We start from the raw sequence: 17,529 nt of genomic DNA, 5'->3' as shown, positions 1-17,529 counted from the left end.
GGTGTGTTCCTGCGCTTTATGCCGCCAGCTTCAGGCGGCGTTTGAGGGGGCGGCTGAACAGACCGGCCAAATCGGCCGCTTGTTCGTAGCCCTGAATGGGGGTGAAGACCAACTCGATGGCCCACTTGGTGGTGATGCCTTGCGCCTCCAAGGGGTTGGCCAAACCGAGGCCACACACCACCAAATCGGGCGCATCGGCGATGCAGCGGTCGAGCTGCAGGTCCACGTCTTGGCCTTCGCTGATGCGGGTGCCTGCGGGCAACAAGGCGAGTTCGGCGGCCATGTGCTGGCGGTGCAAATAGGGTGTGCCCACTTCCACCAAATCCATGCCCAGTTCACGGTGCACAAAGCGCGCCAGCGGGATTTCGAGCTGCGAGTCGGGGAAGAAGAAGATCCGTTGGCCTTGCAACATTTGGCGCTGCACGGCCAGGGCTTTTTCGGCGCGTTGGCGGGGTGCGGCGGTGGCTTGTTCAAACACCTCGGGGGTCACGCCAAATTCGGTCGCGGCCGCTTGCAGCCAAGCGGTCGTGCCTTCCACGCCCAGTGGAAAGGGTGCTGGCAAATGCTGCGCGCCGCGCGACTGCAGCGCCCGTGCGGTGTCGGCCAAAAAGGGCTGGGCCAACAAATAACGGGTGTTGGGGCCAACCACCGGCATGGCCTGGCTGTTGCGCGGCGGGAAGAAGCTGACCTGCAAACCCATGCGTTCCAACAAGCTGCGCATCTGGTCTTCGACCACATCGGCCAGGGTGCCCACCACCATCAGGGCGGGGGCCGTGTCGGTGCTGGCGGGCAAGCCGGGCAGGCTAGGAACAAGGGCCGCCAGGCAAGCGTCTTCACCTTGGGTGAAGGTGGTTTCGATGCCGCTGCCCGAGTAGTTGAGCACGCGCACCGCAGGGTGGTGGATTTGGTTTTGGCGCTCGGCGGCGCGCGACAGGTCGAGCTTGATGACCTCGGACGGGCAAGAGCCCACCAAAAACAACAAGCGGATGTCGGGGCGACGTGCCAGCAGCTGGCCGACCACACGGTCGAGTTCTTCATGCACATCGGCCAAACCGGCCAAGTCGCGCTCGTCGATGATGGCGGTGCCAAAGCGTGGTTCGGCAAAAATCATCACGCCCGCGGCCGACTGGATCAGGTGGGCGCAGGTGCGTGAGCCCACCACCAGAAAGAAAGCGTCTTGAATTTTGCGGTGCAGCCAGATGATGCCGGTCAGGCCACAAAACACCTCGCGCTGGCCGCGTTCGACCAAAGGGACGACGTCGGTACAGCCGGAGGTTTGAGCGGAAGTTTCGGCGCGGATCGGGATGATGGTGCTCATGTGCTGGCCTGTGCACCCGATGCGGGCAAAGATGTGGAGGAGGGTTGTTTTTGCAGCCGCGCCATGCGCAGCTTGCGGATGTATTGCGCCGCGTTGATCGCGTAGCTGCCGTAAGCGGCCAGGGCCAGCAGCAGCTGGTCGGTGGCGCTCCAGTGGCCTTGCCACCAGACCCAGACATAAGCCGTGTGCAGCGCCATGACCCCCATGCTGACCACGTCTTCCCAGAAGAAGGCGGGGGCAAACAAATAGCGTCCAAACACGACCTTTTCCCAAATGGCGCCGGTGACCATGATGGCGTAGAGCACCACGGTTTTCAGCACCACCGAGGCCAAGGCCCAGTCGGTGTGCTCGCCGGTGTGGAGGCTGTTGATGACCAGATACAAACTGATGCCAAAAATCAGGAACTGCACCGGGGCCAGCACACCTTGCACCAGCGTCCAGACGGTCGCGTCACGCCGGGCGCGTTGCGCTGGCGTGTACAAAACCTGGGGGCTGGAGGTGGGCATGAGGAACCTTGTGGCTGGATGTCTTGGGTTGAATGTAAGTCTGGGCATACAGTGTGTCAACATGAATTGACATATATTTCGAGTCATAGGGTTTACACTCAATACAGGAATGGCCATTGAATTCACACTTGAAGCTGTGTTGGTGAAATGGGCCTGACGGGCTTCATTCCCATCATTTCTTGCGTCGAGCACGCCAAAGTGTTGGAGCCTGCCGCTGATGTCTTCCTCTGCTGATCGGTGCTTGTCATGGCGCAATTCAATGTCGAAAACTCTCCATCGCCTCCATCGCCGCAGGCCTGTGCGCAGCTTTTGCCAGAATCTATCCGGCAGGGCTCGCCGGTGGGGCCGCGCTTGGTGGGCGGGACGTCTTTCACGGGCAAGTCAGCACTCGACCTGGCCCAGATCCAGATCCTGGCGCAAGCTTGTTTGCAAGGCCTGGACGCGGCGCGTCAAGTGGTTTTTGGCTGGCAACGTCAAGGGCAGTCCCTGGAGGACATCTATTTGCAAGGCATCACGCCTTGTGCGCGTTTGCTGGGGGATTGGTGGTGTTCTGACCGTCTCGACTTCGCCATGACCACCATTGCTTCGGCTCACCTGCAGCAGCTGCTGCATGATTTCAGTGCCGAGTTTTTGCATGAAACGCCCGCCCAAAGCCATGGACTGAGTTTGTTGCTGATGACCGAGCCTGGCGCTCAGCACAGCATGGGTTTGCTCATGTTGAGTGAGTTTTTTAAACGGGAGGGTTGGTTGGTCACGCTCGGTGTTCCCCAGGATGTGGCGGAGTTCAAGCGCTTGTTTCAATCCGAATGGTTTGACGCGGTGGGCATCTCGGTCAGCACAGACCGGCATTTGGACGCCATGAGCAGTGTGTTGCCACAACTCTTGGCAGGCGTAGACAACCTCGGTGTAAGACTGTTTGTCGGCGGCCCCATGGCCCATGCGGCCCCGGATCTTTTGACAGGACTTGCCGCACAAGTGGTGGCGCAAGATGCACCGGGCACGGTGGCATGGCTCGCTCTTCAGATGGCTTTGCCACTGGCAAAAGGAGTTTAAAGTGTCAGTTAAGTTATTTTTATTACCTTTAAATTTCGCTGTTATGGCGGTTTTATACCCTCAGGGGCCTATACTTGTATGACAAATTCAAGTGTCAACTTCCTGATGCTCAAACCCGTTTGGTTTACAACATGAAGCTTCCCTCTCTAGACGCCGCCACATTCACCCAGTTGCTGGGTGTGGTGTCGGACGTCACTTTGGTCATGGACCCCATGGGGCTGATTGAGGATGTGTCCACGGGGCGCGACACCTTGGCGGCTTTGGGTTGCCAGTCCTGGGTCGGTCGTCGTTGGATCGACACCGTTACCAGCGAAAGCCGCACCAAAATCCAGGACATGCTGCACTCTCAAGGTGCACCCGACGTTCTGCGCTGGCGGCATGTGAACCACCTCTCGCCCGTTGGCAATGAGGTGGCCATTCAATATGTCGTGTTGCCCTTGGGTGCAGGCAAGTTGTTGGCCATGGGCCGTGATCTCGAAAGCCTGGCCGAGTTGCAACGACGCTTGGTTGAAACCCAGCAATCGATGGAGCGCGATTATTTACGTCTGCGTCACATCGAAGCGCGCTACCGTGTCTTGTTTGACACCTCATCTGAGGCTGTTTTGATGGTGGATGCCGCCACGCAGCGTGTGCTCGAAGCCAATGTGGGTGCACAAGCCTTGCTCAAAGACGCCGGCAAACGCCTGGTCGGACGTGATGTGCGGGAGTGTTTTGAAGGCGACAGCCAAGGCGAAGTGCAGTCTTTGCTGCGAATGGCACTGGCGACCGGCCGCATTGAGATGTGTTCTGCCCGTGTGGCGGGTTTGCCCTCGGCTTGGACGGTGTCTGCCACGGTGTTTCGCCAAGAGGGCGGGGCGCAGTTTTTGGTGCGCTTGGTGACCCGGGAAAGCACGGTGGTGCCGCGTCAGGACAGTGGTTCGTCGGCTGCACTGAGCGAAGCCATGGAGCGTTTCCCCGACGGTTGGTTGTTGACCGACACCTCGGGTGTGATCAAAAGCGTCAACGAAGAAGGCATGGCCCTGCTGGGCTTGACTGCTTCTTCTCAAGTGGTTGGGCAAAGTCTGGAGCGCTGGTTGCTGCGCGGATCGGTCGATTGGGGTGTGCTCAATACCAGTTTGCGCCAGCAGCTGCCAGTGCGCAATTTCGCCACCGAAGTGCGTACTTTGTCAGGCATGACCTTGCCGGTCGAGGTTTCTGCTGTGTGCCTGGCTCGTCCCGAGCCCATGTACGCCTTTTTTGTGCGCGACATGGACCGTCGCCTGCAAGGCGGGGCCTCGGTGTCACAAAGCCAAGTCAATCCCTTTGCCGAATTGTCACAGTTGGTGGGCCGTCGACCCATCAAGGACATTGTGGGTGAGACGGTGGACACCATTGAGCGCATGTGCATCGAAGCCGCATTGGAATTGACCCACAACAACCGCGCTTCGGCAGCGGAAATGTTGGGTTTGTCACGCCAAAGTCTGTACGTCAAACTGCGTCGCTTTGGCATGGTGGCCGAGGCTGAGGCAGACAATCCCTGAAGAATGTCAATTTAAATGGACGGTAAGTGTCAATCCTAGTTGACATTTCAAGATCGATCTTCACAATGGGGGCATGGACACCCCGCCTCTGGCCCCTGCGCCACCACTTCAGGCTTCGCACCTTGCATCGGCCGTGCTCAACCGGCCCGCTTTGCGCACGGTGGCCGAGCTCCTCAAACCTATTACTTGGTTCCCGCCCATGTGGGCTTTTGCCTGTGGGGTGGTGGCCTCGGGTCAAGCCCTGAGCGCGCATTGGGGTTTGCTGCTCTTGGGCCTGGTGCTCACTGGCCCGCTGGTGTGTGCCAGCAGCCAGGCCGTCAACGACTGGTTTGACCGGCATGTCGATGCCATCAACGAACCGAACCGCCCCATCCCCTCGGGCCGGATGCCTAGGCGCTGGGGACTGGGCATTGCGATTGCCTGGACCGCGCTGTCGCTGGTCTGGGCCACGCTCATGGGGCCTTGGGGCTTTGCCGCCTGCGCCTTGGCCATTGCGTTGTCGTGGGCCTACAGCGCACCACCTGTGCGCCTGAAAAACAACGGCTGGTGGGGCAACGCGGCTTGCGCCCTGAGTTATGAGGGGCTGGCTTGGCTCACGGGCACGGCCGTCATGCTGGGTGGGGCCTGGCCCGGCCCGCATTCGGTGGCGCTGGCGCTGCTCTACAGCGTGGGGGCGCACGGCATCATGACGCTCAACGATTTCAAGGCCATCGAAGGCGACCGCCGCATGGGCGTGGCCTCGCTGCCGGTGCAGCTGGGCGCGCACGGCGCGGCGCGCATGGCCTGCGTGTTCATGCTGGTGCCGCAGGTGGTGGTGTCGGCATTGCTTTTGAGCTGGCAACTGCCATGGCACGCCGCAGCTGTCTTGGCTTTGGCAGTTTTGCAAGGGCCCTTGATGGCCAAATTTTTGCGCCAACCGGTGGAGCGGGCCTTGCATGTGTCGGCCTTTGGTGTGCCGTTGTTTGTCAGCGGCATGATGGTCAGCGCATGGGGCCTGCGCCAGTTGAATCAGTTGCAACACACCGTGGGGGCTTTATGAACACAGCGTTGAGCATGCCAGTGTTTGGCTGGTTTCAGATCATCCGCTTGGGCCTGATCCAGGCCTGCCTGGGCGCGGTGGTGGTGGTGACCACCTCCACGCTCAACCGCATCATGGTCGTTGAGCTGGCGCTGCCCGCCTTGCTGCCCGGCTTTTTGGTGGCCTGGCATTACGCCGTGCAGATGGTGCGCCCGCGCATGGGTTTTGGGGCTGACAAGGGCCGCCGCAGCACGCCCTGGATGATGGGCGGCATGCTGGTGCTGGGCACAGGCGGTGTGATGGCCGCAGCCGCCACGGTCTGGATGGCCGCCGAGCCGTTTTATGGCGCGCTGTTGGCCTGCTTGTCGTTCAGCCTGATTGGCTTGGGCGTGAGCGCTTGCGGCACATCGCTGCTGGCGCTGATGGCCAAACGTGTGCCTGACGAGCGCCGCGCCCCTGCGGCCACCACGGTGTGGCTGATGATGATTGTGGGCTTTGCCGTCACTGCCGGTGTGGTGGGCAAGCTGATTGACCCCTACAGCCCGCAGGTGCTGCTGCAGGTCTCGGCGGGTTTGAGTGTGCTGACCGCCTTGATCACGGCCCTGTGTTTGTGGGGCCTGGAAAAAGACGCCGATCCGCAGATGTTGCCCGTGCGAAGCGAGGCCGCCGAGCGCCAACAAAAGCAAGATTTCAAAGAAGCCTTCAAAGAGGTGTGGGCCGACCCGGCAGCGCGCACCTTCACCGTGTTTGTGTTCATGTCCATGCTGGCTTACAGCGCGCAGGATTTGATTTTGGAGCCCTTTGCGGGCGCGGTACACGGCTTCACGCCGGGGCAAACCACGCAGCTGTCGGGCTGGCACCACATGGGGGTTTTGATCGGCATGCTGGCTGTGGCGGGCGCAGGGTCTCGCTGGGTGGCAGGACGGCTGGGTTCGGTGCAAGCCTGGATGGTGGGTGGCTGCTTGCTGTCGGCTCTGGCTACATTGGGTTTGTGCAGTTCGGCCATGGCCGAGGTTTGGCCGCTCAAGGCCAATGTGGTGTTTTTGGGCGTGGCCAATGGCGCGTTTTCAATCGCAGCGATTGCCACCATGATGCGTCTGGCTGGCGCGGGCGGTGCAGGCCGCGAAGGCACCCGCATGGGTTTGTGGGGCGCGGCGCAAGCGGCGGCTTTTGGTCTGGGTGGTTTGCTGGGCACTGCTGCCAGCGACCTGGCCCACGCCTTGTTGGGTGAACAACGCACGGCCTATGCGGCCGTGTTTGGCATGCAAGCGCTCATGTTTGCGGTGTCCGCGGCGGTGGCTTTGCGCCTGCGCTCTGGCCCGCAACAGCAGAGACCTTTGCGTTTTGACACTTCTGCATTGCTGAAAGGTGGGTCAAGCTCATGAACCAGACCGATTTTGATTTCGTGGTGGTGGGGGGGGGGCCTTCGGGTGCCACCGCTGCGTATGACCTGGTGCGCCAGGGATGGCGCGTATTGCTGCTCGACCGCCAGGGCCGCACCAAGCCTTGCGGTGGCGCGATCCCACCGCGCTTGATCAAGGACTTTGACATCCCTGACCACCTGCTGGTGGCCAAGGTGCGCTGCGCCCGCATGATCTCGCCCGCCGACAACAAAGTCGACATCCCCATCGACAATGGTTTTGTCGGCATGGTCGATCGCGACGAGTTTGACGAGTATTTGCGCGAACGCGCCGCACAGTCGGGGGTGGTGCGCTGCCAGGCGATTTTTGACAAGCTGCAGCACGACGACAGCGGTCAGTTGTGGGTCCACTACACCCCGGTCACGTCCAAAGAGCACGCTGCTGCCGAGCATGCCCGCTCTGTGAAGGTCAGCGCCCGCATGGTGGTGGGTGCCGATGGCGCACGCTCTGAAGTGGCGCGTCAGGCCATTCCCAATGCGCACAAAACCAAATACGTGTTTGCTTACCACGAGATCATCGAGTCGCCTGTGGGCCAGCCGGGTTACGACGCGGCGCGCTGCGACGTGTACTACCAAGGTCAGGTTTCGCCCGACTTTTATGGCTGGGTCTTCCCGCACGGCAAGACCATGAGCGTGGGCATGGGCAGCGCCGACAAAGGCTATTCGCTGCGCAGCGCCACAGCCCGTCTGCGAGAGATTGCAGGCTTGGTGAATGCACCCACCTTGCGCCGCGAAGGCGCGCCGATTCCGCTCAAGCCACTGCCCCAATGGGACAACGGGCGCGATGTGGTGGTGGTGGGCGATGCTGCGGGTGTGGTCGCACCCTCGTCGGGCGAAGGCATTTATTACGCGATGGACTGCGCCCGGCGTGTGGCCCAGGCCGCGCACCTGGCCCTTAAAACCGGCAACAGTGCTTGCCTGAAACAAGGCCGCAAGAGCTTCATGAAGCAGCACGGCCGCGTGTTCTGGATTCTGGGCGTGATGCAGTACTTCTGGTACCAAAACGACCGTCGCCGCGAAAAGTTCGTCAAGATCTGCGAAGACCGCGACGTGCAGCGCCTGACCTTTGAGTCGTACATGAACAAGGAACTGGCCCGCAAGGACCCGATGGCGCATGTGCGCATCTTTCTCAAGGACATGGCGCACCTGCTGGGCATGGCGCGAACTTGATGCACTGGCCTAAAGCAATACGACGCCGCTGTGCGGCTCGAGGGCTGTTGCTGGTGATCTTGCTGCACAAGAGCAGCCAAGCACTGAAGCGGCAAGCCCCAGGCATGCACCTGCATTGATGTCAAAACCGATTTTTTAAGCAGGAGTGCGGACATGCAGCCTTCTTTGATGGCCACGATTTTCTTGTTGATGACGGGCTTGTGCGGTGCCGCTTATTGGTGGCTGGACAGAAAAATGCAGCGACTGTCCGACACCTTGCGCGACACCTACAAACTGGGCCTGATGATCATCTACGGTTTGCAAATGGTGTTGCTGCTGATGTTTGCCATTTAACCGTGGCTTGGTCCACGCGCACGCAGCCTGACGTGAAAAGGCTTTGGCTCATGCTCGCCTTGACTGTTTTTGCGGCCTTGTCCTTTGGTTTGTGGACACCCGACCTGCCGCTTGCCGATTTGGAGTTCAGGTACCTGCAGGCACCTGCTGATTTGCGCTCGGTGGGCCCATGGCGTTTGCATGTGCGTGACAGCGGTCCCCGGCAGGCTCCAGTGGTGGTTTTGGTGCATGGCTTTGGAGCCAGCTTGCAAACCTGGGATGCGTGGGCCCGGGGCCTGAGCCAAACCCACCGCGTGATCCGTCTGGACCTGCCCGGTAGCGGCCTGAGCCCGCCCGATCCCGCGAACGACTACACAGATGCGCGCAGCCTGCAGCTGCTGCTCAGTTTGCTGGACGCATTGGACGTGTCTCGTGCCAGTATCGTGGGCCATTCGATGGGGGGGCGAATCGCCTGGACTTTTGCGGCCAAACACCCCGAGCGCACCGACCGGCTGGTGTTGATTGCGCCCGATGGCTTTGCCAGCGCAGGCTTTGAATACGGCAAGCCCATGGATGTGCCTGCCAGCTTGAGCTTGATGCGCCATGTGCTGCCCAAACCCCTGCTGCGCATGAGCCTCAAATCAGCCTACGCGCAGCCAGATCACCTGAGCGATGCGCTGACCACCCGCTACCACGACCTGTTGCGCGCGCCCGGTGCTCGTCAGGCCATGCTGGAGCGATTGAAGCAAACCGTGTTGCAAGAACCTGAGCCCATGCTGCGCCAGATCAAGGCACCGACTTTGTTGCTTTGGGGAGAGGCCGATGCCATGATCCCGGTGATCAACGCCCGTGATTACCTGCAGGCCATTCCCGGCAGCCGTCTGCTGTCTTGGCCCGGGGTGGGGCATTTGCCACAAGAAGAAGCCGCAGAGGTTTCGCTTCAGGCCGTGGTGGATTTCTTGCGTTGATGGGATTGCGGGGGCCGCGAGGCCGAGCCCGGCGACAATGCGGCCTATGAACAAACCAACCTGGACTCGATTGGCGCTGGCCTTTGCGCTGAGCTATGCCACGGCGGGCATCGGTGGCGCCCTGACCGAACTGGGACCGTGGTACTTTGCCCTGAAGCACCCGACCTGGAAGCCGCCGGACGCCGCCTTTGGCGTGATCTGGAGCACCATCTTCACCCTGTGCGCCATCAGCGGCTTTCTGGCCTGGCAAGCGGCCAACTCGCCCGCACTGCGCCGCCGCGTGGCGGGGCTGTTTGGCGTGAATGCCGTGCTCAACATCGTCTGGAGTGCGCTGTACTTCAAGTTGCAGCGCCCGGATTGGGCGCTGCTGGAGGTGGTTTTTCTGTGGCTTTCCATCGTGGCCCTGATCGTGGGCCTGTGGCGGCTGTCACGCTGGGCCAGTTTGCTGCTGATCAGTTATGGGGTCTGGGTCGGCATCGCGGCGGTGTTGAACCTGCAAACGGTTCAGCTCAATGGGCCTTTTGGCGGTCTTGGGTGACCGCAGGGTCTGAAACCCGTTTTTGCCCATGATTTGGAAAATGGTCTTTTTGAGTGGATTTTCCGCCTGCCAGTGCGGATTCAGGGGTTTTAAAACGTTTTTCTGGCTTGTCAAGCCTAGGGTTTCTCATGCTTGTTGATCCAGATCAATGAATTTATAAACCAATTTGCAGCTGCGAATCGGCATGCTATGTCGCTGGCGGATCAACGCCCCGGTTTTCACCTTCGAAGAGGGTGACACGCTCATGCTGCAAGGAACGCTCATGTCTGGGTTCAACAACTCGGGTGGTCAGTCACATGCTTACCAGCCATTGGCCAGTCAGCAGGACGACTGCAAGGACGCCCTGCTGGCAGTGATCGAGCAGCAGATCATTCCCCGACTGCTTAATGTGCATCAGTTATTTCCTGGCAAGGTCCAGGCCTTGCATGAGCAGGACTCTGTGGCTGAGCAGCCGGAGTTTCTGGCTTTCACGCAGCACTGCCTGAGTGGGGATGTCCGCCAAGCCAACGAGATCGTCGATGCCCTCATGGCCAGGGGCTTGGCGCATGACCGGATTTTTCTGGAGTTGATCACCCCGGCAGCACGCCATTTGGGCGTCTTGTGGGAGCAGGATTTGTGCGATTTCGCGCAAGTCACCTGTGGTTTGGCGATGATGCACCAGATGATTTATCGACTGGGTTATGAGTCGCCAGCAGGTCCCCGTGATGAGGGCGACAGCGAGCGTGTCATGTTGGCCTGTGCGCCGGGTTCCCAGCATTTTCTGGGACTCACGATCGTGGCTGACTTTTTCCGCCAAGCCGGTGCAGAGGTGGTGCTAGAAATTTCCTCCTCAGAGTCTGAGCTGCTGCGGGCCGTGGCCAACGAGTGGTTTGACGTGGTCGGTATTTCGGTGGCCTTGGAGGCGCAACTGAAGACCCTGCCTGAGCTGATCCAGCATTTGCGGGCCAACTCGGGCAATCCGAAAGTTCGTGTGGTTTTGGGCGGACCGATTTTTCTGATGCAGGAATGCTCGCCGCAGGATCTGGGCGCAGACGCCATCTTCACGGATGCGCGTGAGGCCGTGGGTGCTGTCAAGCAGCTGGTGCGGTCCAGCTCAAGCCTGCCACCCACAGGCGGCTGACCCTGATAAAGCCCGCTCACGCTGAGCGGCACCAGCGCAGGATGTGTTGCACCGTGTCCATCGGGTCTTGTTCGTGGGCCAGGTGCCCCAAACCGGCTTGCACGGTTTGATGCGCTTGCGGCAGGCGCTTGCAGGCCTCGTCGGCCAAGGCGGGCGGCACGGTCTGGTCTTGCGCGCCGATGTGCATGAACACCGGGTTGCGGATCTCGTGCAGGCGCGCGGCCAAGGGCTTGAGGCGCCAAGCGGCCATCATCGACAGCACGCCGTGCACATGCCCCGAGTTGCTGAGCACGCGGGTGTACAGATCCATCCCTTGCGCGTCGAGCGTGGAGCCCGTGCGTGCGATCCACTCGGCCACCGAACCGGGCTTGGCCGCCAGCTTGGCAGTGGCCCAGGCCGACAGCGGGTTAAGCGCCGCCAGCTTGGCCGCCGGACCAAACAACCACGAGGCCACGCCGGGCAGGGGCAGCCAAGCCGGGTTCAGGCCAATCAAGGTGCTGCGCGCCAGGCTGCCAAAGTTCAGCGCCATGTGCGCGGCAATCGCCGCACCGGCAGAATGGCCCACGATGACTTGGGGCGTGAGCTTCAATTGCAGCATCAGGGCGCGCAGGCCTTCGGCCATCCCGGGCAGCGACAAGGCTCCCTCGGGTCCCCGGCTGGTGAACGCGTGGCCCGGCAAATCGGGTGCGACCACGGTGAAGTGCTGTGCCAGCGTTGGCAAGAGGCCACGCCAGCTGAAGTTGCCCGAGCCCGTGCCGTGCAAGAGCAGCATGCAGGGGCCTTGGCCTTGCATTTGCACATGCCAGTGGATGCCCCCAGCCTGCACAAAGCGGCTGTGCGGCGCATGTGGCCAGCTGGCCCGGTGTTCGGGCCAAGACATGCCGGGGTAAAAGCTTTCGAACATGGGCAATTCGGAGGGGGTTCAACAAAGGCAAAGGCGACGGGCTCAGGCCGGACCGGTGCGCAGGCTGTCCATGGCGTGGGCCATGCGCTGGGCTTGCACCTGCGGCATGGGCAGGTAGCTGGCACCCATGGTCGCGGCCAGTTGTTTGGCTTGCGCATCGGGCTGTACGCTGGTGTCGATCCACAGCGCACGGTGGCCGGTGCTGCGCCATTGCTGGCCCCAGTTCTGGGCATCGGCCTGCGCCTGGGCGCGGCCACCCACGCCTTGCAGCGTCACGTTGGCGCGCCCATCGCTCAGCACCACCAGGATCGGGGTGACGCCCTGACGCTGCAGCAAGGCGGCTTGTTCGTGCGCCATTTTGAGGGCGAGCGCCAGCGGTGTGCCCCCACCGCCGGGCAAGCCGGTCATGGCGCGTTTGGCCCGCACCAGCGAGCGCGTGGCGGGCAGCAGCAGCTGCGCCTGTGCGCCCCGAAAGGCCACGATGCACACGCTGTCGCGCCGCGCATACGACTGCTGCAGCAGCAACTCGACCGCACCTTTGGCTTCGGCCAAGCGCTGCAAGGCGGCCGAACCCGAAGCGTCGAGTGCCAGGATCAGGCAGCTCGAAGAGCGCTGCTGGTAGCGCTGGATGTGGAAGTCTTCGGCGCGGATGGCGATGCGGCCTCGGCTGGCCGTGGTGTCGTTTGAGCTGGCCAGCGGTGTGGCCTGGCGCAGGCGCTGGCGCGGCGCAGCAGCGCGCAAGGTGGCCAACACATGCAGCCGCGCATGGCCGCCCGGACGACCCGGGCGCGGGGGCAGGGGGCGGCCGCGTTGCTGCCCAGCGCGGGTCTGGCCGCTGCGGCCAGACGTGTTGCCACTGCGTGCGCCTTTTTGTGTGGCCAGCGCATCCAGCATGTGCGGTGGCAAGCTGGCCAGGGCGGCGGCCACCATCATCTCTTGCAGGTCTTCGGCGCTGGGCTCTTGGGGGGGCGTGTCTGGAGGCGCATCTTCGGGCGCATCACCGGGTGGCGGATCGCTCGGCGCTTGATCGGGTGTCTCCGGCTTGGGCGGCGGCTCAGGCGTTTCGTCGTTTTCGGGCGGCGGCGGTTCAGCCGACTGTTCTTCTGACGGCTCGGCTGGCCACTGCGTGGCGCGGGGTGCCAGCACGCAGCGCGCGGCAAAGCCCAGGTCTTCGTCGTCCAGCACACTGCGCCCGTTGAGGGCCGCATGGGCGCTGGCCACGCGCAGCGCCAGGATGGGCGCGCGCAAGGAGCCTATGCCCAAGCCCAGCGCCGACGCGCACAGCGCATGCAGTTGCGCATCGCTGGCTTGGACCTGTTGCAGCTGCTCGCGTGCACGCGCCAGGGCGCCAGGGCTCAGACCTATGTGCAGGGCATCGTCTTCGCTGTCGTTCAGACTGGCGTCGATGTCCGAAGGCGACAGCGCCTGCAAATCGAGCCACAGGCCCAGTCGCTCTTGCAGCGCGGCGTTCACGCCCGACTCGTCGGGCAAAGATTCGTCCAGCGCCACCACACCAAAGCGGGTGGCGGTAGGGGCGCTGGCGTGGTGGGTGGCCGCCACTTGGCCCGAATCCAGCGCCTGCATCAGCGGGGCCAGCAGAGCCGGTGCCAGGCGCTCGGCCATGGGCAGGCAGACCAAGCCTTGGTCGGCTTGTTGCAGCAAGCCCGCTTGCATGCGCAGCTGTCCGGTTTGCAGGGTGTGGGCCAAATCGATGCCGCCCAAGAGGCGCTCGGCATCGGCCGAGCCGGGCACCTTGACCAGCGGCAGGCCCAGACTGGCCAGTGTGCTCAGCCAGCGTTCGCGCACCGGGCCGTGCGGGGCGCGCAGGCACACGCCGCCCAGGCCATGCGGGTCCAGCTGCAAAATTTGCAAGCTGCTCAGCGCATCGTGCCAAGCGTCCAGGCTTTGCTGGCTTGAGGCCTTGTCTTGGGTCATGGGCTGCAGGGCGGTGCAGCGCTTTAAGCGGCCAGCACTTCTTGCAGGCTGCGTTGCACGCGTGCGCCCGAGTCGGTGTCGTCCAGCGGGTTGCGGCGCAGGCGGTGGCGCAGGGCCAGCGGGGCCATGCTTTGCAGGTGTTCGGCCTGCACCGAAAGATGCCCTTGCAAAGCAGCAAAGGCACGGGTGGCGCGCAACAACGTGAGTTCGGCGCGCAGACCGTCGGTGCCCAACTGCTGGCACAGCCGTGCGCACAGCATCAGCATGTCGTCGCTGACTGTCACATCAGCCAGCCGCTCACGCGCTTTGAGGATGCGTTTTTGCAGCTTCTGGTTGTCTTTGTGCCACAGGGCTTTGAAGGCGGTGGGGTCTTTTTCAAATGCGTCGCGGCGCTTGATGATGTCCACGCGCAGCTTCAGGTCTTGCGGCGTGCGCACCTGCACCGACAGGCCAAAACGGTCGAGCAACTGCGGGCGCAGCTCGCCTTCTTCGGGGTTGCCGCTGCCCACCAGCACAAAGCGGGCGGGGTGGCGCACGCTCAGGCCTTCGCGCTCGACCAGGTTCTCGCCCGAGGCGGCCACGTCGATCAGCAGGTCCACCAAGTGGTCGTCCAGCAGGTTGACCTCGTCGATGTACAAAAAGCCCCGGTGTGCTTGTGCCAGCAGGCCGGGGGCGAAAGATTTGACGCCTTGCGACAAGGCTTTTTCCAGATCCAGCGCGCCGACCACACGGTCTTCGGTCGCGCCTAAGGGCAGGTCGACCACGGCCACGCTTTGGCGTTCGGTCACCACTTTGGCTTTGGGATCGCGGGCTTGGCAGACCGGGCAGGCGCTTGCCGGTTTGGCCGGGTCGCATCGGTAAGGGCAGCCTTTGACGACCGAAATCGGGGGCAACAGGTCGGCCAAGGCGCGCACGGCGGTGGATTTGCCGGTGCCCCGGTCACCCAGAACCAGCACGCCGCCGATCGAGGGGTCGACCGCCACCACCTGGATGGCGAGGGTCATTTCATCTTGACCAACGATGGCCGCGAAAGGGAAGGTCAGTGCCATGGGGCGTCCCGAAAAACTGTTCTCGGCCCATCATCCAAAAGACACGGCAAAGTGTCAAGTTAAATTTACACTCCAAATGGACTCTGGAGTTAGATTTTGGGCGTGGAGGTGTCAACGGGTTGGGATTCGGGTTTCAGCCCATAGCGGGCCGCCAGATCCCAAACGTGCTGCGGCAACATGTTTTTGATGCGCGCTGGCGCCTCGCGGCGCAGGTGCAGGATGGACTCGATGGCCTTCATCTCGACCCGGGCGCGTGCAAACTCCAGACCACGCGGCCCCACCCGGGGCATGAGCCAGTTGACCAGCGGCTTGATCCAGGCGGGCATGCGCCGCAGCGGCAGGCCCCCGGCGGCGCGCTCGGTGTTGGTCATGAAGCCGCGCACCGGGCCATCCCTTTTGCCTTTGCTGATGGGGGCGCTGGTGACCAATTGCGCCTGAATGCCGTCGAGCACCGCTTGTCCGCGTGCGTTGCGCACCAACAACCACTGTTGGCCGTGACCGCCCATGTAACCCACCGTGATGTCGGCCAGCACATTGGTGTAGTCCACGCAGGTGCGGCAAGTCAGCGGGAAAAAGTCGGGTGGCAGGGTGGAGAGCGGCAGGTTCAAAAACGGGATCAGGCGCTTGTCGCCTTGGTCGGTGCGCACCTCCACCTTGTAGTCGGCGCGGAACTCCACATAGCTGATGTCCTGTGGCCGGTCCGAGATCAGGCCCAGAAACTGGTGAAAGTTTTCGGTCGTGGTGTTGTCCGAGCAGGGCGTGCCGATCACGTAGAGCTGCTCCAGACCTTGCTCGCGCTCGAGCTGCGGCTGGATGGCCCGCAGGGCGTAAATCTGGCAGGGGATGCCGATCACGGCCAGCCGTTTGTGGCCTTGCGCCAACGCGGGCTCCACCAGGCTGAGCAGTGGCGCATAGCCCATGCGCATGCCCCGGCACTGCGCCATGTCTTCGGCGCGGGTGACCAGCACCGGGCGCGGCCGCCAGCGGTCATGCGGGTCGGCGGCCATGGCGATCACGGCGTCCACCAGGCCTTTTTCGAGCAGCACCTCGGCCAGGCGTGTGGTGATGCCGGTCCACTGCGCGCCGTGCGTGGGTGGGTCCAGGCGGGCACTCAGGATCTGTTGGTAAGGCCCGAAAAACAACTCGTCGGGCTGGGCCTTGTTCGCAGCGTTGCCCTGTTGGCGCACACGGCCATGCACCCGCTGCTCCAAGCCCGGGTAATCGGGCTGGATGAACTGGCAGGCCTGGCCACAGCGCTTGGGGTCATCGGTGCGCGAGAGTCCGCAATCGGTGCACAGCTTGCGGGCGGGGGCGGTGATGGGGTTGGCCAAAGGCGTGCTTTGAGCAAAGTGGTCTGGCGAGATGCTCATGGCGGCAGCCTCTGGTCCGAGCCCAATCAGACCGCGCGGGTGAAAGGCATCACACCGATCAGCCACAGGTGCAGGCCGCCCATCAGGAATGCGGCCCAGACGCCCGTGCCCAGCGCTACCGCCAACAAGCTGCCGATCAGCGTGCCTTCGGGGGCGGTGTGCATGCTCAGGCGCTCGCGCTGGCGTGCCGCGCGGAACACCAGTACTGACCAGATCAGAAAACCGCCGAACAAGAGCACATCGGCCAGGTTCCCGTTCGACAGCAAATGGGCCAGTGCCCAGACCTTGACCGACAAGGTCATGGGGTGGCGAAGTTTGGCTTTGATTTGGTTGCCGGGCACATAAGCGGCCACCAGCAAGACCATGGCCAGCCACATCAGCAAGATGGTGGTGTGCTGCATGCCGCGAGGAGGTGTCCACAGCACCACCGGGTCCAGACGCGCTTGCCCGTAGCCTTGCACCAGCAGGGTCAGACCCAGCAGCGAAATGCCCGCATAAACGCCCTTGAAACCCAACGCACCCCAGCGGGCGATGGCGTTTTGGCGCAGCTGCGGCGCCAAGCTCTGCAACGAGTGGATGCCTAAGAAGAGAACCAGGCCGATGAGCAATTGCAGCATGTAAAACCTTTGTGAAACAGGGATGGTGTTGAGCCGCATTCTGACACGGGCATGTCCATTGCGGTTGACAACTGCAGTCTCGGCAGTTCCTTTGTGAATTGCTCAGGTATCTCATCTTTCACGACAAGTTGAACGATCTGACGCACAATAAATCGCTCAGTATTTTCTGACCTTCCCTTTCAGGAGCAATCCATGTCCCTTTTCTCATCCCGTCCCTCGAATCGCCGCGTATTCATGATGCAGGCTGCCACCGTCGCCACCGCTGTGATGGCTGTGAGCGAGGCCTCCGCCCAAGCCATGGTGGACGAAAAAGATGCTCAGGCCGCAGGTCTGGGTTACAAAGCCGATGCCACCAAGGTCGACAAGGCCAAAAACCCCAAGTTCGCTGCGGGTTCCAATTGCGGCAACTGCGCCCTGTTCCAGGGCAAGGCCGGCGCAGCTTCCGGCGGTTGCCCCTTGTTTGCAGGCAAGCAAGTCTCCGCCAAGGGCTGGTGCTCGGCTTACGCCAAAAAGGCCTGAGGCGCACAGCCTCCCGAGCCGCCTGCTGGCTCGGAACGGAAACCGCCCTCGGGCGGTTTTTTTTCGGATATTCGGTTGATTTACCGATCTTTGCAGGCCTTGATGTTGGTGCTTACCCTTGTTTTTGGCTGATTTGCAGATCCTTGAATGCACAAAGTGTCAATCTATCATTACACTTTGATCTGTCTTCAA

17 protein-coding genes are annotated in these 17,529 nt (G+C 62.3%); 10 read left to right on the top strand and 7 right to left on the bottom strand.

Annotated elements, in window-relative coordinates; all coding sequences use genetic code 11:
• Positions 1-16: 16 nt before the first annotated feature.
• Both B9Z52_RS07680 and bchF read right to left on the bottom strand, forming a co-directional pair.
• On the bottom strand, positions 17-1,318 hold the full coding sequence (locus B9Z52_RS07680) for a ferredoxin:protochlorophyllide reductase (ATP-dependent) subunit N (protein WP_108413244.1): 1,302 nt from the start codon (positions 1,316-1,318) through the stop codon (positions 17-19).
• Positions 1,315-1,824, bottom strand: coding sequence for a 2-vinyl bacteriochlorophyllide hydratase (gene bchF / locus B9Z52_RS07675; RefSeq protein ID WP_108413243.1), 510 nt, complete (start codon positions 1,822-1,824; stop codon positions 1,315-1,317). Before bchF ends, B9Z52_RS07680 begins: the two co-directional genes overlap by 4 nt.
• 246 nt (positions 1,825-2,070) lie before the next feature.
• Here bchF and B9Z52_RS07670 point away from each other — a divergent pair, with 246 nt between their 5' ends.
• From B9Z52_RS07670 to B9Z52_RS07630, 9 genes are all read left to right on the top strand, one after another.
• On the top strand, positions 2,071-2,877 hold the full coding sequence (locus B9Z52_RS07670; RefSeq protein ID WP_108413242.1) for a B12-binding domain-containing protein: 807 nt from the start codon (positions 2,071-2,073) through the stop codon (positions 2,875-2,877).
• 131 nt (positions 2,878-3,008) lie between these two features.
• Positions 3,009-4,397, top strand: a complete 1,389-nt coding sequence (gene ppsR, locus B9Z52_RS07665) for a transcriptional regulator PpsR (RefSeq protein WP_108413316.1) — start codon at positions 3,009-3,011, stop codon at positions 4,395-4,397.
• Between the two features lie 73 nt (positions 4,398-4,470).
• Positions 4,471-5,436, top strand: coding sequence for a chlorophyll synthase ChlG (chlG, locus tag B9Z52_RS07660; protein ID WP_108413241.1), 966 nt, complete (start codon positions 4,471-4,473; stop codon positions 5,434-5,436).
• The gene (locus tag B9Z52_RS07655; RefSeq protein ID WP_108413240.1) at positions 5,433-6,800 is read left to right on the top strand and encodes a BCD family MFS transporter; all 1,368 of its coding nucleotides are present in this window, start codon (positions 5,433-5,435) and stop codon (positions 6,798-6,800) included. The genes chlG and B9Z52_RS07655 overlap by 4 nt, the downstream gene beginning before the upstream one ends.
• On the top strand, positions 6,797-8,005 hold the full coding sequence (locus tag B9Z52_RS07650) for a geranylgeranyl diphosphate reductase (RefSeq protein WP_108413239.1): 1,209 nt from the start codon (positions 6,797-6,799) through the stop codon (positions 8,003-8,005). Before B9Z52_RS07655 ends, B9Z52_RS07650 begins: the two co-directional genes overlap by 4 nt.
• A 153-nt stretch (positions 8,006-8,158) precedes the next feature.
• A complete protein-coding gene (locus tag B9Z52_RS07645; RefSeq protein ID WP_108413238.1) occupies positions 8,159-8,338 on the top strand; it encodes a hypothetical protein in 180 nt (59 codons plus the stop codon).
• A gap of 50 nt (positions 8,339-8,388) precedes the next feature.
• Positions 8,389-9,285: an alpha/beta fold hydrolase gene (locus B9Z52_RS07640; RefSeq protein WP_233251872.1), complete on the top strand. Its 897-nt coding sequence runs from the start codon at positions 8,389-8,391 to the stop codon at positions 9,283-9,285.
• Between the two features lie 46 nt (positions 9,286-9,331).
• Positions 9,332-9,823, top strand: a complete 492-nt coding sequence (locus B9Z52_RS07635; RefSeq protein WP_233251871.1) for a TspO/MBR family protein — start codon at positions 9,332-9,334, stop codon at positions 9,821-9,823.
• Positions 9,824-10,085: 262 nt separating this feature from the next.
• On the top strand, positions 10,086-10,943 hold the full coding sequence (locus tag B9Z52_RS07630) for a B12-binding domain-containing protein (RefSeq protein WP_233251870.1): 858 nt from the start codon (positions 10,086-10,088) through the stop codon (positions 10,941-10,943).
• A gap of 16 nt (positions 10,944-10,959) precedes the next feature.
• Here B9Z52_RS07630 and bchO read toward each other — a convergent pair whose 3' ends face one another.
• The 5 genes from bchO to B9Z52_RS07605 form a co-directional block, all read right to left on the bottom strand.
• Entirely contained in the window at positions 10,960-11,847 is an 888-nt protein-coding gene (gene bchO / locus B9Z52_RS07625) for an alpha/beta fold hydrolase BchO (RefSeq protein ID WP_108413236.1), read from the bottom strand.
• A gap of 42 nt (positions 11,848-11,889) precedes the next feature.
• Positions 11,890-13,782, bottom strand: a complete 1,893-nt coding sequence (locus tag B9Z52_RS07620; RefSeq protein WP_108413235.1) for a magnesium chelatase subunit D — start codon at positions 13,780-13,782, stop codon at positions 11,890-11,892.
• A gap of 23 nt (positions 13,783-13,805) precedes the next feature.
• On the bottom strand, positions 13,806-14,831 hold the full coding sequence (bchI, locus tag B9Z52_RS07615) for a magnesium chelatase ATPase subunit I (RefSeq protein WP_108413234.1): 1,026 nt from the start codon (positions 14,829-14,831) through the stop codon (positions 13,806-13,808).
• A gap of 89 nt (positions 14,832-14,920) precedes the next feature.
• Positions 14,921-16,201, bottom strand: coding sequence for a Coenzyme F420 hydrogenase/dehydrogenase, beta subunit C-terminal domain (locus tag B9Z52_RS07610; protein ID WP_108413233.1), 1,281 nt, complete (start codon positions 16,199-16,201; stop codon positions 14,921-14,923).
• A gap of 26 nt (positions 16,202-16,227) precedes the next feature.
• On the bottom strand, positions 16,228-16,818 hold the full coding sequence (locus B9Z52_RS07605) for an NnrU family protein (RefSeq protein ID WP_108413232.1): 591 nt from the start codon (positions 16,816-16,818) through the stop codon (positions 16,228-16,230).
• Between the two features lie 192 nt (positions 16,819-17,010).
• Here B9Z52_RS07605 and B9Z52_RS07600 point away from each other — a divergent pair, with 192 nt between their 5' ends.
• Positions 17,011-17,337 (top strand): high-potential iron-sulfur protein, encoded by a 327-nt coding sequence (locus B9Z52_RS07600; protein ID WP_108413231.1) that lies wholly within the window; start codon positions 17,011-17,013, stop codon positions 17,335-17,337.
• The last annotated feature ends 192 nt before the right edge of the window (positions 17,338-17,529 follow it).

The organism is Limnohabitans sp. Jir72 (genome assembly GCF_003063575.1).
Lineage (GTDB): Bacteria > Pseudomonadota > Gammaproteobacteria > Burkholderiales > Burkholderiaceae_C > Limnohabitans_A.
This window is presented reverse-complemented; position numbering and strand designations above follow the sequence as displayed.